This window comes from Spongiactinospora sp. TRM90649 (genome assembly GCF_029382225.1).
GTDB lineage: Bacteria > Actinomycetota > Actinomycetes > Streptosporangiales > Streptosporangiaceae > Spongiactinospora.
Genome location: NZ_JARLTC010000007.1, coordinates 216,820 through 231,977, shown reverse-complemented (window position 1 = coordinate 231,977; position 15,158 = coordinate 216,820). Strand labels below are relative to the sequence as shown.

Sequence of the window (15,158 nt, the reverse complement as noted above, 5' to 3'; positions counted from 1 at the left end):
TCGCGAAGGGCCTGCGCTCAGACCAGGCCCTCGCGGACCTTGGCCAGCCACCGGCCCGCCTCGTCGAAGTCGGTGTCGGCCACGCCCCGCCTGATCTGCGGCGCGAGCCCGTCGGCCCGCGGGTAGCTGCCCAGGAACCGCACGTGGGCGCTGATCCGGTGCAGGCCCGCGACCGCCTCGCCCACCCGGGCGTCGGCGACGTGGCCCTCGAAGTCGAAGTAGAAGAAGTAGCTGCCGATGCCGTTGCCGGTGGGGCGCGACTCGATGCGGGACAGGTTGACCCCGCGCACCGAGAACTCGGTCAGCATCTCCAGCAGCGCGCCCGGGTGGTCGTCGCCCAGGAAGGCGACCAGGGAGGTGCGGTCGGCGCCGGTGGGCTCGGGCAGCGGCCCCGGCCTGGCGGCCCGCACGAAGCGGGTGACCGTGTCGTCGCGGTCGCCGATGTTGCCGGCGATCTCGATGAGGCCGTAGTGCTCTCCGGCGATCGGCGCGCTGATGGCCGCGTCGTACGGCGAGCCGGGCAGCGACACCTCCTGCGCGGCGGCGGCGGTGGACGCCGAGGCGACCACGACGGCGTCCGGCAGCTCACGGGCGATGAAGCCCCGGCACTGCGTGTGCGCGGCCGGGTGGGTCAGCACGCGCTTGATGTGGCCGATCTCGGTACCCGGACGGGCCAGCAGCGAGAACCGGACGGGGAGCAGCACCTCGGCGGTGAGGAGCAGCGGCTCGCCGCGCACCAGCTCGTCGAGGGTGGAGGTGATGCCGCCTTCGAGGGAGTTCTCCAGCGGCACGACGCCGGCGTCGGCCACGCCCCGCCGGACCGCTTCGAGCGCCGCCTGGACATTGGGGCACGACACACGCTCGGCCTCCGGCTCCAGGAGCCGCAGGGCCTCCTCGGTGAAGGTGCCCTCGGGGCCCAGATAGGCGAGTTTCGACATATCACCAGGGTAGCCACTGTGCGGCGTGCTGACTGCGCATTTCCACAGGGTCCATCGTCCAAGCTCGTCAAGGACCGGCCCGCCCGCGTTCCCGGCGCCGGGGCAGCCACGAGCCGAGCAGCCAGACCAGTCCGAGCGCCCCGAGCCCGAAGGCGTTCTGCACGATCCGGCCGATCACGGGACTCACCACAGGTATCTCGGCGGCCCGGATCGTCACGCCGTACCAGGGGATGGGCACCACGTAGTAGAGCCACACCCCGGCCGCGACCAGCAGGCGCACCCGGTCGCGCCCGGCGCCGACGAGCGCGCCGAGCACCACGACCACCCACGCCAGGTGGTGGATCCACGCGACCGGCGACAGCAGCACCGCCATCAGCGCGGCAAGGGCGACCGCCGTGGGGGTGTCTCCGGCGGCGTACGCCTCCTTGGCGCGGCGGAAGCCGTACCAGCCGACGACCGCCACAAGCGCCGCCCACAGGAGCGTGCTGAGCGGCTCCGGCCAGTACAGGCGCAGCAGCATGCCGCGCATGGACTGGTTGGTGGTGGCGGTGTTGGCCCCCACCCGGCCGTTGTCGAGCAGCGCGGAGAACCAGAACTGGGCGGCGTCCTGCGGGATCACCAGGAACGGCAGGACGCTCAGCAGCCCCGCCGTGAGCACCGCGACGTAGAGGGCCTGGCGCTGCCCCTTGTCGTGGTCGCGGCCCCAGCTCGTCACCAGCAGGTAGATCAGGAAGACGCCGGGCGTCAGCTTGACGGCGGTGGCGATCCCGATCAGCAGCCCGCGCGGCCACCACGGACGGCGGGCCAGGCAGTCGGCCAGGCAGAGCGCGACCAGCAGGATGTCCACCTGGCCGAACCTGACCTGGTCGCGGATCGGCATCAGGTACGTGCACGCGACCATGAGGACGGCGAACAGCAGCGGCGCGGCCCAATCCCGGCTCTGGCCGGTGCGCTCAAGGAGCGGGCGGAAGGCGTACCGGACGGCCAGCGCCAGGGCAAGGAAGACGCCCGCCGTCCACACCCACTGCGCCTCCACCCAGGACATCCACGCGAGCGGGACGGCGAGCAGCGCCGCCACCGGCGGGTACGTGAACGGCAGTAGCTGCGGGGCGGGCGTGATGAAGTCGTATACCGGACGGCCGTCCAAGACCGCCTGGCCCCCGGTACGGTACACATCGAGATCGACCAGCCGCTGATCGTCCGCGTTGAACAACCAGTACCCGACCAAAGGGGCGGCCGCGGCGACGACGACCAGCACGGCGAACGCGGCGGCGGGCAGCCATGACCGCCACCGCCGCACGGCCTTCGCGGCGGTGGGTTCGACCGTGGGCACCTCGCCAGTCTTCACGACGTGGGAGGTTACCGTGGAGCCCCGGGCCGATGCGGACGCCGAAGCGGACCACCCCCGGGAAACGCAGAGCACGCAAGCCAGAACGAGCCCGAGAGCAACGAGCACGAGAGCAAGGAGCGGCATCACCATGCATCGCACGGACGGCCTCACCGCCGACGGCCCCGGTCCCACGCCCCCCACGGCGTACCGGGCCCCGCGCCGGTGGGGGCTGCTCGTGTTGCTGGTGACTCTCGTGTCGCCGGTGGTGCTCATGGGGGCGCTGACGCCCGCGGCGGCCCAGGCGGTCGCGAAGCCGGAGTCCGGGCCCGCGCGGGTGGCGGTCATCGGGGTGCCCGGGCTGGAGTGGTCGGACATCGATCGGGTCAATACCCCGAACCTGTGGCGGCTGGCCGCCGAGGGGGCGTCGGCGTCGCTGTCCACGCGGGCGATCCCGCCGCCTGACCGGGCCATCACGTGCCCGGTGGCGGGCTGGCTGACGGTCTCGGCGGGCCAGCGGGCCGGGGCGCCGGGCGCCGGGTGCGGCCTGCCGCCGCTGCCCGAGCCGACCCCCTTCGGCGGGGCGCGCATCCCCGGCTGGAACAACCTGCTGGCGTTCAACGACGCGCAGTCCTATCGGGCGCGGATCGGCGCGCTCGGGCAGGCGGTGAAGGACTCCGGCGGAAAGGTCGCGGCGATCGGGCCGGGCGCGGCCCTCGGCGCGGCCGACAAAGCCGGAAATATCGCCAAATATGCTGCCACCCCGCAGACCATCGGCGACCTCACCTCCTACAACCTGATCGTCATGGAGGCCGACGAGCCCGCCCGCGCCTGGATCGACCGCGGCGTGGACGGCTCCGGCGAACCCATTCCGCCCACCCCCCAGGCCAGGGAGCACGCCGTCGCCACGGCCGACCGCGAGATCGGCGTCCTGCTGGCCGCGCTCCCGCCCGGCACCGCCGTCCTGGTCGCGGGCGTCTCCGACAGCTCCACCGCCGCCCACCTGCACGTGGCCATCGCGCACGGCCCGTCGCCGAGCGGCGAGCCCTACCGGGGACGGCTCACCGCCTCCTCCACCCGCCAGGACGGGCTCGTCACCATCATCGACCTCACCGCCACCGCGACGGCCCTGGCCGGGCTGGAGCCGCCCGCCGGGCTGGTGGGCCGCCCCTGGCAGGCCGGGTCCACCGACCGCGTCACCGTGGAGGAGCTGGCGGACGCCGACCTGGCCAGCCAGGTCCTCCGCACCGTCCGCACCCCGTTCTACATCGCCCTGGTCATCGTCCAGGTGCTCTTCTACGCCGCCGCCGCCGTGGCCCTGCGGCGCGGCAGGGGCGGGTCGCGTCTCCTGGCCGCGACGCAGGTCGTGGCCGTGGTCAGCGCGTCCGTGGCGGTGTCCAGCTTCCTGGCCCAGCTCCTGCCGTGGTGGAGCCTGGGCAGCCCGATGGCCGGGCTGATCACGACGATCCTCGGCTTCGCCTGCGCCATCACCGGGCTGGCCTTCGCGGGGCCGTGGCGCCGGGCGGTGCTCGGCCCGCTGACCGTGGTGGCCGCGATCACCTCGCTCGGCCTGCTGCTCGACGTGGTGACCGGCTCGCGGCTGCAGATCAACGCGGTGACCGGGTACGAACCGGTCACCGGCGGGCGCTTCTACGGCTTCGGCAACATCGCCTTCGCGGTGTTCGCCACCGGGACGATCATGTTCCTGGCGGGCGTCGCGCACCCCCTGATCGCACGAGGGAGGGCCCGCCTGGCGCTCGCGCTCTGCGCGGGTTACGGCGCGCTCGCGGTGTTCGCCGACGGCTGGCCGTCCTGGGGGGCCGACTTCGGCGGGGTGCCCGCGTTCGTCGCGGGGGTCGCGGTGTTCCTGATCCTGCTGTCCGGCCGCAAGGTGACGGCCCGCCGGCTGCTCCTGACCGGCGCGGGCGCCGCCGTGCTGCTCACGCTGATCGCGTTCATCGACTGGCGGCGGCCCGCCGACCGCCGCACCCACCTGGGCGCGTTCTTCCAGCAGGTCCTGGACGGCGAGGCGTGGCCGGTCCTCGGCCGCAAGCTGAGCGCCATGATCGGCACCCTGGGCAACCTGCCGCTGACGATCCTGTCGCTGGCCGCCCTGGCGTTCCTCTTCCTGGTGCTGGCCAGGCCGTCGAACTGGGGCGCCTCGGCGCTCGAACTCGTCTACGCCCGCGCGCCCAGCCTGCGCGCCGCCCTGTTCGGGGTGCTGACCTGCGCGCTCGCGGGCTTCCTGCTCAACGACTCGGGGGTGGCGATCCCGGCGATGGCGCTCACGGTCGCGGTGCCGCTGACACTGGCGGCGTCGGTGCGGGCGCTGCAGCTCCTCGCCGGGCCGACCGCCACGCCCACACCGCCAGGGCGGCTGTCACAGCCAGCAGGATCCACGGCACCACCTGCGGTCTGACGACCGTTCGCAGCCAGATCAGGCTCTCCGGCTGGTCCACCACCCGCGCGGGCAGGTACGCCAGGGAGAGCGCCACCAGCCTGGTCACCAGGAATCCGTCCAGCGCGGAGGCCGGGATCATCGCGACCAGCGCGAACGCCAGCCCGTCGTACCAGGGCAGCGCGTACGGCGCGGTGAACAGGTACGCCACCACGACGGCCGCCGCCACGTGCGCGGCCCCGAGCTCGGGCATCGCGCGAAGCAGCAGAACGGCCAGAGCGGCCATGAGGACCAGCGACCCCACCTGGATCCAGATGACGTAGCCTCCGGGCCCCAGCAGCGCCTGCAGGCCCGCCTGGAGCATGTTCCACGGGGTCGCCTGGGACACCTGCCGCCCGGCGCGTTGGAGCTGGTCGAGGGCGTGCGGCCCGGCCATCGCGTACGCGCCGGCCAGGGTGGCGGTGGCGACCCCCGCCACGAGCGCCAGGCGCCGGGGGGCGCGGCGCATCACCCACGCCGGGCCGAGCGCGACCAGGCCCGCGTTGACCTTGACCGCCATCGCCAGGCCCAGCAGCGCCCCGGTGCCCGCGCCTCGCGCGGCCGTGGTGACGCCGAGGGCAAGGGCGGCGACCACGGCGACCACGGCGAGGGTGTCGACGTGCATCCCGGCGGCCAGGTGGTAGAGCACCAGCGGGTTGGCCGCCCACAGCAGCGCCGCCCGCGCGTCGCCCCGGGTCAGCCGGTGCAGCAGCACGGCGGTGCCGACGAACGCCAGGGCGTTGACCGCTTCGAGCGCGAACACCGTCAGGCGGACCGAGCCGCCCCCGGCGAAACCGGCGAGCATCTGCACCGCCGTCGCCACCGGGCCGTAGACGCTCGGGGTCCTCAGCCACTCCTGGACCCACCCGGCGACCTCCGGCAGGTCGGCCGCGGAGGTCACGTAGGGGTCGTGTCCGAGCGCGGCGATCCGCCCATATGCCGCGTAGTTCAGGTGGTCGGAAGATCCGGAGGGCGGCAGCAGGGCCAGCACCACCGCCGCGACGCACCCGGCGGTGGTCAGCCAGACCGCCGAGACCGGCAGCCGCCCGAGGCGCGCGGCCCGCAGCGCCAGCGCCAGGCCCGCCGCGCCGAGCACCAGCGCCACCGCCGCCATCGCGATCACCAGCGGCCCCGCCGGGCGCAGGCCGAGCGAATAGGGCGGCTGCCAGGCGGGCCCTTCGAGCACGGGCACCATCGCCGACGGCCCGAGCAGCCCGATCACGACGGTGAGCAGGACGCTCGCGCCGACCAGGGCCAGCGGCGACCTCACGAATGCCATCCCCGAATTCCAGCACAGCCCGCGTACGCTCCGGACCTCCGGCTCCCCCACCTGCGGAAAGAGCGGCTCTGCGAGATCAGCGAGAGGTCGTGGGAGTGGGCAGCGCGCGGCGGGCCAGCAGGGCCCGCGCGACGTCGCGGAACTGGCGGGCGCGGTGGAGCTGGGCGTGCCAGTCGCCGCCGGTGGCGCGGTGGGACATCTCCACCTCTACCTCGCGGACCCGGAATCCCCGGCGGAGCAGGTCGATGGTGAGACCCGTCTCGACGCCGAAGCCGTGGGCGAGCGGGCGGGCCGCCTCGAAGGCGGTTCTGGTCAGGCAGCGCTGGCCGTTCAGCGGCTGGGCGGGGGTCCAGCCGGTGGCCTTCTTGATGCCCTCGCGGGAGAGGTTGACGACGAAGCCGTGCCCGCCCAACTTGACCCGGGTGGTGAACACGGCGATGGTCATGTCGGCTTCGCCGGCCAGTACCGGTTCGACCAGCGGCGCGGCGGCCCCGGCCGTCTCGCCCAGGTCGGCGTCGAGGAACAGCAGGTGCCTGCCCGGCCCCTCTTCGGGGTCGAGCAGCCGGACCGCCTCGGCGCCGGTCTCCATGGCGGCGGCCTTGCCGCGGTTGCGGCTGTGGCGGACCACCCTGGCCCCGGCCGCCCTGGCCACGCGCCCGGTGGTGTCGGCCGAGCCGTCGTCCACGACGACGACGAGATCGACGCCGGGCAGCGCGCGGGCCGCCGTGACGGTGGCACCGATCCGCTCGGCCTCGTCCTTCGCCGGGATGATCACCGCTGTCTCCATGGTGACCGATGCTAGCCGCGCCCCGTGGCTCAGGACTCGGAGATCAGCATCTCCCTGGGCACGGACTCGTGCACTGTGAAGACCGAGTCGAGGCCGGTGACCTGGAGAATCTTGCGGACCGCCGGGCGCGGGGAGGCGACCTCCAGCGCCCCGCCGTTCTCCTTGAGCCGCTTCAGCGCGGACAGCAGCACGTTCATGCCCGTCGAGTCGCAGAAGTCGACACCGGACATGTCGATGACCACCCGCGAAGGCCCGCCCTCCAGCAGCCGCGTGAACTCGGCCTGCAGGCGGGGCGCGGTATAGAGGTCGATTTCACCGGCGACGGCCATCACGGCGTGACCGGCATGTGATCGAGTCGAGACCTTTAGCTCCACAGCGGGCACACTAACGCCGCGACGGCTCCGGGTCACGTTCTCTCGCCGATCCGGCCCCTCGGGGAGTCGTCCGGCCTTTGTCCCCGATTCCCGCCCCACGGAAACTCTCGGTGCGCGAAGATTGACTCTGTGCGATATTGCCTTGGCCGGCAGCGGGGATGCCAGGGGCCTTCCCATCCTGCCGTGCCGCACTCAACCGAAGGGCGGGCGTCGGGCGGTTTTTCGGCCCTCGATCAGTGATGAGAAGCGAACCAGAGGATCCACAGTGTCTGCGGCTCAAGGAACTCCTTCGGGTGATCCTTGAGCGCACCGAGAAGGCCACGCCGTGGCGTGAGCGCACGATCCCACTCCGCCCGCTGGTCAACCGCGAGGGTGTGGTGCCCGTCCGCACCCAGCTCTCCGCGCACGATCTCGACTTCCTGGAGGTCGCGCGCGAGGAGATGCTCTGCTTCGCCGAACTGGGGCTCCGGCTGCTCGACCTGCACCGGCCGCGCGACGCCGGGGGCATCACCAGCGACGCCGCCAATCCCATCATGCGGTGCCGCAGTTGCATGTGGCGCTGGCCGTGCCCGACCTTCCGCGCGGTGGCCGAGACCCTCGACTCGCCGTGGTGGGACCGCCGCGCCCAGCCCATCGACCGCCCGCAGGCCGCTCAGCAGGCCGATCCCGGCGAGCATCCGCGGCGCGATTCCGGCGACGGTCCCGACCCCGGTGACATGCTGTCGATAGGTGCGCCCGCCTGAGTTATCCACAGATTACTTGTGGATAACAAACGCCTAGGGAATTGGCGCTAAATGTCCCATTACCCCTAGTTTCTAACGCTCATCTCCGCGTGATCGGGCCAATGGCGCGCCGCAGCCCACAGGGTTATCCACAGGGTGCCTGTGGATAACGGAAGCCTCGAATTCACCCCCGGCCGCCCATCGGCTCGTACCGGTAACCCACTCCCCAGACCGTGACGATGCGGCGCGGGGCGGTCGGGTCGGCCTCGATCTTCTCGCGCAGCCGCCGCACGTGGACGGTCACCGTGGAGGAGTCGCCGAACGACCACCCCCACACCTGGTCGAGCAGCGCCGAACGGCTGAACGCCTGCCGGGGATGGCGCATCAGATGGGCCAGCAGGTCGAACTCGCGGGCGGTGAGCGTGATCGGCCGCCCCGCGAGGGCCACCTCGTGCGCCCCGACATCGACCCGCAGGTCGCCGTCGGACAGCACCCCCGTGACGGCCGGCGCGGTGGCCCCGCGCACCCGGCGCAGCACCGACTGCACCCGCAGGGCCAGCTCGCGCGGGCTGAAGGGCTTGGTGACGTAGTCGTCGGCGCCGATCTCCAGCCCGGCCACGCGGTCCATCTCCGCGCCGAGCGCGGTCAGCATGATGACCGGGACCGAACGGCGCTCGCGCAGCCTGCGGCACACGGTCAGGCCGTCCAACTCGGGCAGCATCAGATCGAGCACCATCAGATCAGGCGGATCGGACAACGCCCGGCGCAGCGCCTCGGCGCCGTCGCCCACGCAGTCGACCGAGTGGCCGTCGCGTTCCAGGTATCTGGCCACCACCTCGGCGACCGTCGGATCGTCCTCCGCGACGAGGATGCGGGCCACTGCGGCGTTCATGCCTCCACCGTACGGGTCCGCCGGGGATCGGCACCTGATCGTTACCAATCCCGCAGGAGACGGGTCGCGCGGCCCGGACGGCCGGCGCGTACGGTGGTTCGCATGGCTCGAATCGTGCTAGGTGTCCTGGGCGTACTGCTCGCCCTCTACGTCGTGTTCGGTCTTGTCCTTCCGATGCTGGTGGGCCTGCTCAAACTGGTCCTCGTCATCGGAGTCATCGCGGTCGTCGTGGTCGGCGTCGTGATGATCCTCGGCAAGGCCTCCAAGTGACCCGGCCGTGTTCGACGGTCTGATCGGGTTCACCGGGAGCCTGCTCGCCGGGCTCGCCGACATCGTCTCGCCGGTCGCCGGGGCCAACGCCACGGCACTGGCGATCGTGCTGTTCACGCTCGCCGTCCGGGTGCTGCTGCTGCCGCTCACGCTGCGCGCGGCCCGGGGCGAGCGGATCAGGCAGCGCCTCGCGCCGCAGGTGGGCAAGCTGCGCAAGCGCCACCGGCACAATCCGGAGAAGATGGCCAGGGAGGTCCGGGCCCTCTACGCCAAGGAGGGCGGCTCGCCGTTCTCCGGCGTGCTGCCCTCGTTCGCCCAGATGCCGTTCTTCATGCTGCTGTTCCAGGTGGCGTCCCAGCCGAGCACGCACACGCTGTTCGGGGCGCCGCTGGGCGCCCAGGTGGCGTCGGTGGTCGGCGCCTACGGGCCGTTCGGGGTGCCGGTCCTGGTGTTCGCCGCGGTGATCGCGATGATCGCCGGGGTGGCCTGGGTCTCCTCGCGCCGCGCCGCCCGCGCGGCGGAAGCGGTGACCGACCAGCCTCCGCTGCTGCGGAAGATCATGCCGCTGATGCCGTTCGGCGCGGTGCTCGCGGCGCTGTTCCTGCCGCTCGCGGCGGCCCTCTACCTGCTCGCCACCACGGCGTGGTCGGCGGCCGAGCGGGCCCTGCTCTTCCCCAAGCCCGCCACCGCCTGACCCGGCGCACGGCGGCTCACGACACACAGCGACTCGCGACACACGACACCTCACGGCGGCCCGCCTCACGCGGGCCGCCGGAGAAGCTACGTCACTCGTGCAGGACCGGGATGTCCTCATCGGCCCGATGGCCGTTGACCGGATGTGGGCACGCGACCACCGCCCAGACGGTGGTGATCTCACCCTCGTGTCTCACTCCCCAGCGTTCCGCGAGGAACTCCACGATGCCCAGGCCCCGACCCCCGAGGGAGGACAGCGCGGGAACCGCGGCACGCGGTTCGGTCGTCGCCCCTCCGTCACTCACCGCGACTTCGACGTGGCCGTCCATCCGGTGCCAGGCCACACCCACCTGCCCTGACGGCAGCGGATGCGCGTGCCTCAGCGCGTTGCTGAGCAACTCGCTGACCACCAGCACGGTGTCGTCGATGGCGGTGCGGAAGACCCCCCATTCCTGCAGGTCGGAGTGGATGCGCTGACGAGCGACGGCGACGCTGGACAGCGCGTACGGCAGCAGCACGGCGCTCGACGAACTCACCTCCCCCATTCCCGTCGGTCCCCCGGGGACCATCCTCAGTACGACCGAAATGCCCCGTTAGACCGCCATGGAAACCGACTGGCGATTACAGCTTGTGCACATTGGAGGATAGACCGAGCGTTCGCTGACCGGTTCGTTACCCCTCCCGTATATCGGTGCTGGTAGTGGCACGCGGCAGGAACAGGCGCATCCGCGTGCCGCCGCCGGGCCTCGGATGCGCGCTCACGTCGCCGCCCTGGGCCCTGGCCAGGTTGCGCACGATATAGAGCCCGAGGCCCACGCCGCCGAACCTGCGGCGGTCGCCGCTGTCGAGCTGGACGAACCGTTCGAAGATCCGTTCGCGGTCGGCGGCGGCGATGCCGACACCCTCGTCGTCCACCACGACGACCACACCGCCGTAGCCGTCGAGGTCGGGTCCGGCCTCCGGCCACGCCTCGACCCTGACCAGCCCGCCGTCCGGGGAGTACTTGAAGGCGTTGTCGAGGAGCTGGCCGAGCATGATGTCGGTGGCCAGCGGATCGCCCACCACCTTCGGCAGCTCGTCCGGCAGCACCACCTCGACCTTGTGACCGGCCGACAGCGCGGGCATGCCCAGCGTGGCACGATGCACCAGCTCGCCCAGGTCGAACCGCTCCGCCCGGACGGCCAGCTCCTCGGCCCCGGTGCGCGCGCCGAGCAGCAGGTGGTCCATGAGCCGGCCGAGCGAGCGGGCCCGCTCGGCGATCGTGTGGACGGCCGCGCGCCGCTCGGCGTCGGTCATCATGTCCCAGCGGGCGTCGAGCGTGCCCGCGAACCCGCGCACCACCGTGATCGGGGTGCGCAGCTCGTGGCTGGTGATCGCCAGGAAGAGGTCCTTGGCCTCCTCCAGCTCCTTGGCGCGGGTCACGTCGCGGAAGTCGACCACGATCTCGCCGGTCTCGGGGATCTCGGCGCTCACCACGTCGAGCCACACACCGCTCGGAAGCTGGAACGTGGCCTTCTCGCCGGGCGCGGGCAACGGAAACGGCGGCGGCCCGCCCAGCACCACGCCCGCGTGGTGGCCGGTCAGCTCGCCCGCCGCCGGGTTCCACTGGATGACCACGCCGTTCCGGTCGAGCACCGCGATGCCGTCGGCGCTGGCGTCGAACACGGCCCGTTCATGGGCGCGCTGGCGCAGGACGTCCTGGTAGGCCATCGCGTTGCCGACGGCGATCCCGGCGTGACCGGCCAGCAGTTCGAGCAGTTCCAGCTCCACATGACCTGGCTTGCGGCGGGAGAACAGCGCGTAGAGCGCCCCATAGGGCCGGCCGCCCACCGCCGCGATGCCCAGCGCGATGGAGTGCAGGCCGGGCAGCTCCGCCCAGATCAGCTTGCCGATCTCTTGTTCCTGGGTCTCCAGCAGCACGGTCTTGCCGGTGCGGAGCAGTTTGCCGACCAGGCTGGTGCGCAGGTCGGCGGTGGCGTCGCGGAGCGAGGCGGGCAGCCGGTGCCGGCTTACCAGGCGCAGCCGCTCGCCCTCGATCAGCACGAAGCCCCCGGCGTCGGCGCCGGTCAGCTCGGTCAGGCTGGCCGCGATGCGGTCGAGCACGGCGGGCAGCTCCAGCTCGGAGTTGATGTCGCCGACCACGTTGGTGAGCCGCCGCACCAGGCGCTCCCGCTGCGCGCCCCGATGCCGGGCGTCCTCGTCGTCCTGGACCAGGTGGTAGACGCAGACGTAGCCGAGCATTGCGGCCGAGGAGTAACGCAGCGCGCTGATGTCGGCCCGCACGCCGATCAGCCCGCCGTCGCGCCGGAACCGCTTGGTGCGCAGCGAGACCTCGTCGCCGGTGCGGACGCGCTCCAGCACCGCGTTGTGCTCGGCGGTCAGCTCGTGCGGCACGATCGGCGGGCGACGGCCGAGCATCTCCTCCGCCGACCAGCCGAAGAGCCGCTCCGCGGCGGCGTTCCAGAACAGCACGGTCTGGTCGCGGTCGAGGGCGACGATGGCATTGGGAGAGCTGTCCAGCACCGCCCACGCGATGCTGTCGTCACTCTCGACCTTCTCGTCACCCACAATCCCATAGTGCCCGTTTCCGTGGCCCGATCTTGGCCTTTTCGTCCGGTCCAACGTGTCACAGCGTCGTTATCCGGCCTGAGTGGGGTGTCGCCAGAACCGATGTGCCGATCCGTCCGATACGCTGCGCTCAGCGCTGTCTGTGCGACTTGTATGGCGGCTTGTATGCGAGAGGGTGAGGGCCAGTGTCCGGCGACCTCGACGCCCTGCTGCGCGTCACCTCGCCCGGTTACCGTGGTCACGGCCCCCCCGACGTCGCCTTCGGCACCACCGCGAGCCCGGTCGGCACGCTCGTGCTCGCCGTCACGGCCCGGGGCGTGGTCGCGTGCAGCTACGAGGACGAGCACGCCGTCTTCGAGCGGGTCTCCCGCGCGGTGGGCACGTTCATCGGCCCCGACCCGCGCCGTCTCGACCCGGTCCGGCGCGAACTCGACGCCTACTTCGCCGGACGGCTGCGCACCTTCACCACGTCGGTGGACATGCAGCTCGCCACGGCCTTCGCCCGCACGGTGCTGTCCATGGTGAGCGCCGTCCCATACGGCACGACCACCACCTACCAGGCGGTCGCCGAACGCATCGGCCGGCCGCGCGCGCTGCGCGCGGTGGGCAACGCGCTGACGGCCAACCCGGTGTGCGTGATCGTCCCCTGCCACCGGGCGGTGGAGGACGACGGCCCCGGCCCCTACGCGGGCGGGACCGCCGCCAAACAGAACCTGCTGCGCCTGGAAGGCGCCCAAGCCGCCTAGGACGGTTTCGCCCAGGCGGGGTTTTCGCTTGGGCCGGGTTTTCGCCTAGGTCGGCTATTCGGAGCGGTCCGCGTCCTGGAGCGCGTGGCTCGCGTCCCGGCCTTCCCTGCGGGCCCGCAGCCGCCGGTCCAGCGGTGCGATCGCCAGGGTGACCAGCGCCGACACCAGGAACGCCCCCAGCGCCGCGCTCATCCACGGCAGCGGCGCGAACCCGATGGCCTCCCGGATCCCCAGCCACAGTGACTTCCACCACTCCACCTCCGGGAGCGCCGCCAGCAGCCACCACACGCCGAACCCCAGCACCCACGGCACGATCATTAGCCAGCGGGACGGCGCGTCGCGCCCGGTGTCCCACCGCGCGCCCCCGCCGAGCAGGAAGTAGTCCACCGCGAGCACCGCGAACATCGGCACGAACACCGCCCCGATCAGCGCCAGGAAGGCCGTGTAGGCGGTCACGTCCGCGACCAGTGCCACGCCCGCGATCAGCGCGCCGATCGCCACCGAGATGACCCTGCGATCCACCCGGGGCATCAGGTTCTGCAACGACATGGTGGTCGAGTAGGTGTTGGCGAACGACTGGTCCGTCTCGCGCAGCACCAGGATGCCGAAGAACAGCGCGCCCAGCGGCGCGGACACGAACGCGCTCCACACCCGGTCGGGATCGTTCTGCACGAGCGACAGCGCCACCACGCCCAGCGCCAGGCAGGCCACCTGGGCGATCGAGTAGCCGATGAAGACGCCGCCGAACGCCGCCCGCGCCGAACGGGAGTGCCGCGCGAAGTCGGCCGCCATCGGCACCCACGACACCGAGAGCGCGATCACGTAGTCCACGGCGGGCGCGAACGCCGACCACGAACCGCCGGTCAGCGACGGCCCGCGCAGGATCAGCGCGATCGACAGCCAGACCATGGCCACCACCACCCCGGCGGTGACGAAACGGCGCAGCAGCCGGATCGAGCCGAGCGGCCAGATGGTCAGCGCCACCGTGATCACGCCCGCGACCAGCACCCAGACCCAGTACGGCACCGCCGTCCCGAAGATGGCCTGCGCGCCGTGCGCGATCACCCACAGCTCGAACGCCCCCCAGCCGACCATCTGGACGGTGTTGAGCAGCGAAGGCACATACGACAGCCGTGCGCCGAACAGGCCGCGCAGCAGCACCATGGCCGGACGGCCGGTCCGCGCCCCCGGCACGGCGGCCAGCCCGACCATGGCGGTCCCGATCAGGCTGCCCACCACGGTCGCGACGATGGCCGCCACGAACGTCAGCGAGGTCGCGGGGCCGGTGGGGGCGACCAGCGCGAGCGCGCCGGAGAATCCGAGCAGGCTGACGCCGAGGTTGGCCCAGAACGCCCCCTGGTCGAGCATGCCGAGGGTTCTGGGCGGAGGTTGGTCGAGAGTGAGGGGGGCCTCTCCGTGCTCGTGGTGAGGGTCGTCGTGAGGGTCGTCGTGAGGGTCGGAGGAAGGACCGGTGGACGGTCCGGTGTGCGGATCAATGACGTCGGACGCCATCACACGCTCCCTACGCCGGCATTACCCGGACAGGTTCAGCGGTCGGCGACGGCTTCGGTCGCCCTCTCAGCCCGGTTCGCCCCGAGCTCCCGCGAGGATCTTGCGATTGCGTCCCCCATCATGCACCATCCGATTTCGGGTGGCCATGGGTGGTCATGGGTAGTCCGGATGACGGGTGATCGGTCCCCGACCCCCTGGCGACCGTTTCGAGGCCGCGCGGACGCACCACCCGGCCGTCGTCCACGGCCCCGGGCGGGGTCGGTGCGCACGCCGTCAGGCGACGTAGGGAGGCTGCCCGCTCTCGCTGGTCATGGTGAGGCCCGCGGCGGCCCAGGACTGCATGCCCCCGCCGACGTTGACCGCCTGCCTGCCGATGTGGTTGAGCCACGCGGTGGCCTGCGCGGAGCGCCCGCCGACCCGGCAGACGACGTAGACCGTGGCGTCGTCGGGCACCTCCGCGACCCGGGCCTGCAGTTCGCCGAGCGGGATGTGGGTGGCGGTGGGAGCGTGCCCGGCCCGCCACTCGTCGTTCTCGCGGACGTCGAGCAGATAGGCGTCGCCGGGCACCGCCCGCGCCTCGATCTCGGGAACGTTCATTCCCCGATTCTCCCAG

General features: G+C 72.2%; 14 protein-coding genes and 1 riboswitch. Of the genes, 4 read left to right on the top strand and 10 right to left on the bottom strand.

Annotation, left to right across the window (positions count from 1 at the left end):
* Positions 1–17: 17 nt before the first annotated feature.
* From pheA to P3X83_RS10330, 5 genes are all read right to left on the bottom strand, one after another.
* Positions 18–938, bottom strand: coding sequence for a prephenate dehydratase (pheA, locus tag P3X83_RS10350; protein WP_277304712.1), 921 nt, complete (start codon positions 936–938; stop codon positions 18–20).
* A 67-nt stretch (positions 939–1,005) separates the two neighbouring features.
* Positions 1,006–2,286, bottom strand: coding sequence for a glycosyltransferase family 87 protein (locus P3X83_RS10345; protein ID WP_277304711.1), 1,281 nt, complete (start codon positions 2,284–2,286; stop codon positions 1,006–1,008).
* A gap of 2,264 nt (positions 2,287–4,550) precedes the next feature.
* Positions 4,551–5,981 carry a hypothetical protein gene (locus P3X83_RS10340; protein ID WP_277304710.1) on the bottom strand — a complete coding sequence of 477 codons (1,431 nt, stop codon included), beginning with the start codon at positions 5,979–5,981 and terminating at the stop codon, positions 4,551–4,553.
* 76 nt (positions 5,982–6,057) lie between these two features.
* Entirely contained in the window at positions 6,058–6,768 is a 711-nt protein-coding gene (locus P3X83_RS10335; RefSeq protein WP_277304709.1) for a glycosyltransferase, read from the bottom strand.
* 29 nt (positions 6,769–6,797) lie between these two features.
* The gene (locus P3X83_RS10330; protein WP_277304708.1) at positions 6,798–7,142 is read right to left on the bottom strand and encodes an STAS domain-containing protein; all 345 of its coding nucleotides are present in this window, start codon (positions 7,140–7,142) and stop codon (positions 6,798–6,800) included.
* Positions 7,143–7,435: 293 nt separating this feature from the next.
* Between P3X83_RS10330 and P3X83_RS10325 the strand changes: the two genes are divergently transcribed.
* On the top strand, positions 7,436–7,885 hold the full coding sequence (locus P3X83_RS10325) for a hypothetical protein (RefSeq protein ID WP_277304707.1): 450 nt from the start codon (positions 7,436–7,438) through the stop codon (positions 7,883–7,885).
* A gap of 163 nt (positions 7,886–8,048) precedes the next feature.
* Here P3X83_RS10325 and P3X83_RS10320 read toward each other — a convergent pair whose 3' ends face one another.
* Entirely contained in the window at positions 8,049–8,756 is a 708-nt protein-coding gene (locus P3X83_RS10320; protein WP_277304706.1) for a response regulator transcription factor, read from the bottom strand.
* A 102-nt stretch (positions 8,757–8,858) separates the two neighbouring features.
* Between P3X83_RS10320 and P3X83_RS10315 the strand changes: the two genes are divergently transcribed.
* Both P3X83_RS10315 and yidC read left to right on the top strand, forming a co-directional pair.
* Complete coding sequence (locus tag P3X83_RS10315; protein WP_277304705.1) at positions 8,859–9,026, top strand: hypothetical protein; 168 nt, start codon at positions 8,859–8,861, stop codon at positions 9,024–9,026.
* A 7-nt stretch (positions 9,027–9,033) separates the two neighbouring features.
* Positions 9,034–9,720, top strand: coding sequence for a membrane protein insertase YidC (gene yidC / locus P3X83_RS10310; protein WP_277304704.1), 687 nt, complete (start codon positions 9,034–9,036; stop codon positions 9,718–9,720).
* Between the two features lie 91 nt (positions 9,721–9,811).
* Here the strand turns inward: yidC and P3X83_RS10305 are convergent, their stop codons facing one another.
* Together P3X83_RS10305 and P3X83_RS10300 are read right to left on the bottom strand one after the other, a co-directional pair.
* Positions 9,812–10,255 carry an ATP-binding protein gene (locus tag P3X83_RS10305; protein ID WP_277304703.1) on the bottom strand — a complete coding sequence of 148 codons (444 nt, stop codon included), beginning with the start codon at positions 10,253–10,255 and terminating at the stop codon, positions 9,812–9,814.
* Positions 10,256–10,391: 136 nt separating this feature from the next.
* On the bottom strand, positions 10,392–12,287 hold the full coding sequence (locus P3X83_RS10300; RefSeq protein ID WP_277304702.1) for a PAS domain-containing sensor histidine kinase: 1,896 nt from the start codon (positions 12,285–12,287) through the stop codon (positions 10,392–10,394).
* Between the two features lie 185 nt (positions 12,288–12,472).
* On the opposite strand from P3X83_RS10300, the gene P3X83_RS10295 reads away from it, so the two are divergent.
* Entirely contained in the window at positions 12,473–13,033 is a 561-nt protein-coding gene (locus P3X83_RS10295) for a methylated-DNA--[protein]-cysteine S-methyltransferase (RefSeq protein ID WP_277304701.1), read from the top strand.
* A 54-nt stretch (positions 13,034–13,087) separates the two neighbouring features.
* Here P3X83_RS10295 and P3X83_RS10290 read toward each other — a convergent pair whose 3' ends face one another.
* The gene (locus P3X83_RS10290) at positions 13,088–14,545 is read right to left on the bottom strand and encodes a cytosine permease (protein ID WP_277304700.1); all 1,458 of its coding nucleotides are present in this window, start codon (positions 14,543–14,545) and stop codon (positions 13,088–13,090) included.
* Positions 14,536–14,648, bottom strand: a riboswitch (TPP riboswitch). (Overlaps the previous gene by 10 nt.)
* A gap of 170 nt (positions 14,649–14,818) precedes the next feature.
* A complete protein-coding gene (locus tag P3X83_RS10285) occupies positions 14,819–15,142 on the bottom strand; it encodes a rhodanese-like domain-containing protein (RefSeq protein ID WP_277304699.1) in 324 nt (107 codons plus the stop codon).
* Positions 15,143–15,158: the final 16 nt, after the last annotated feature.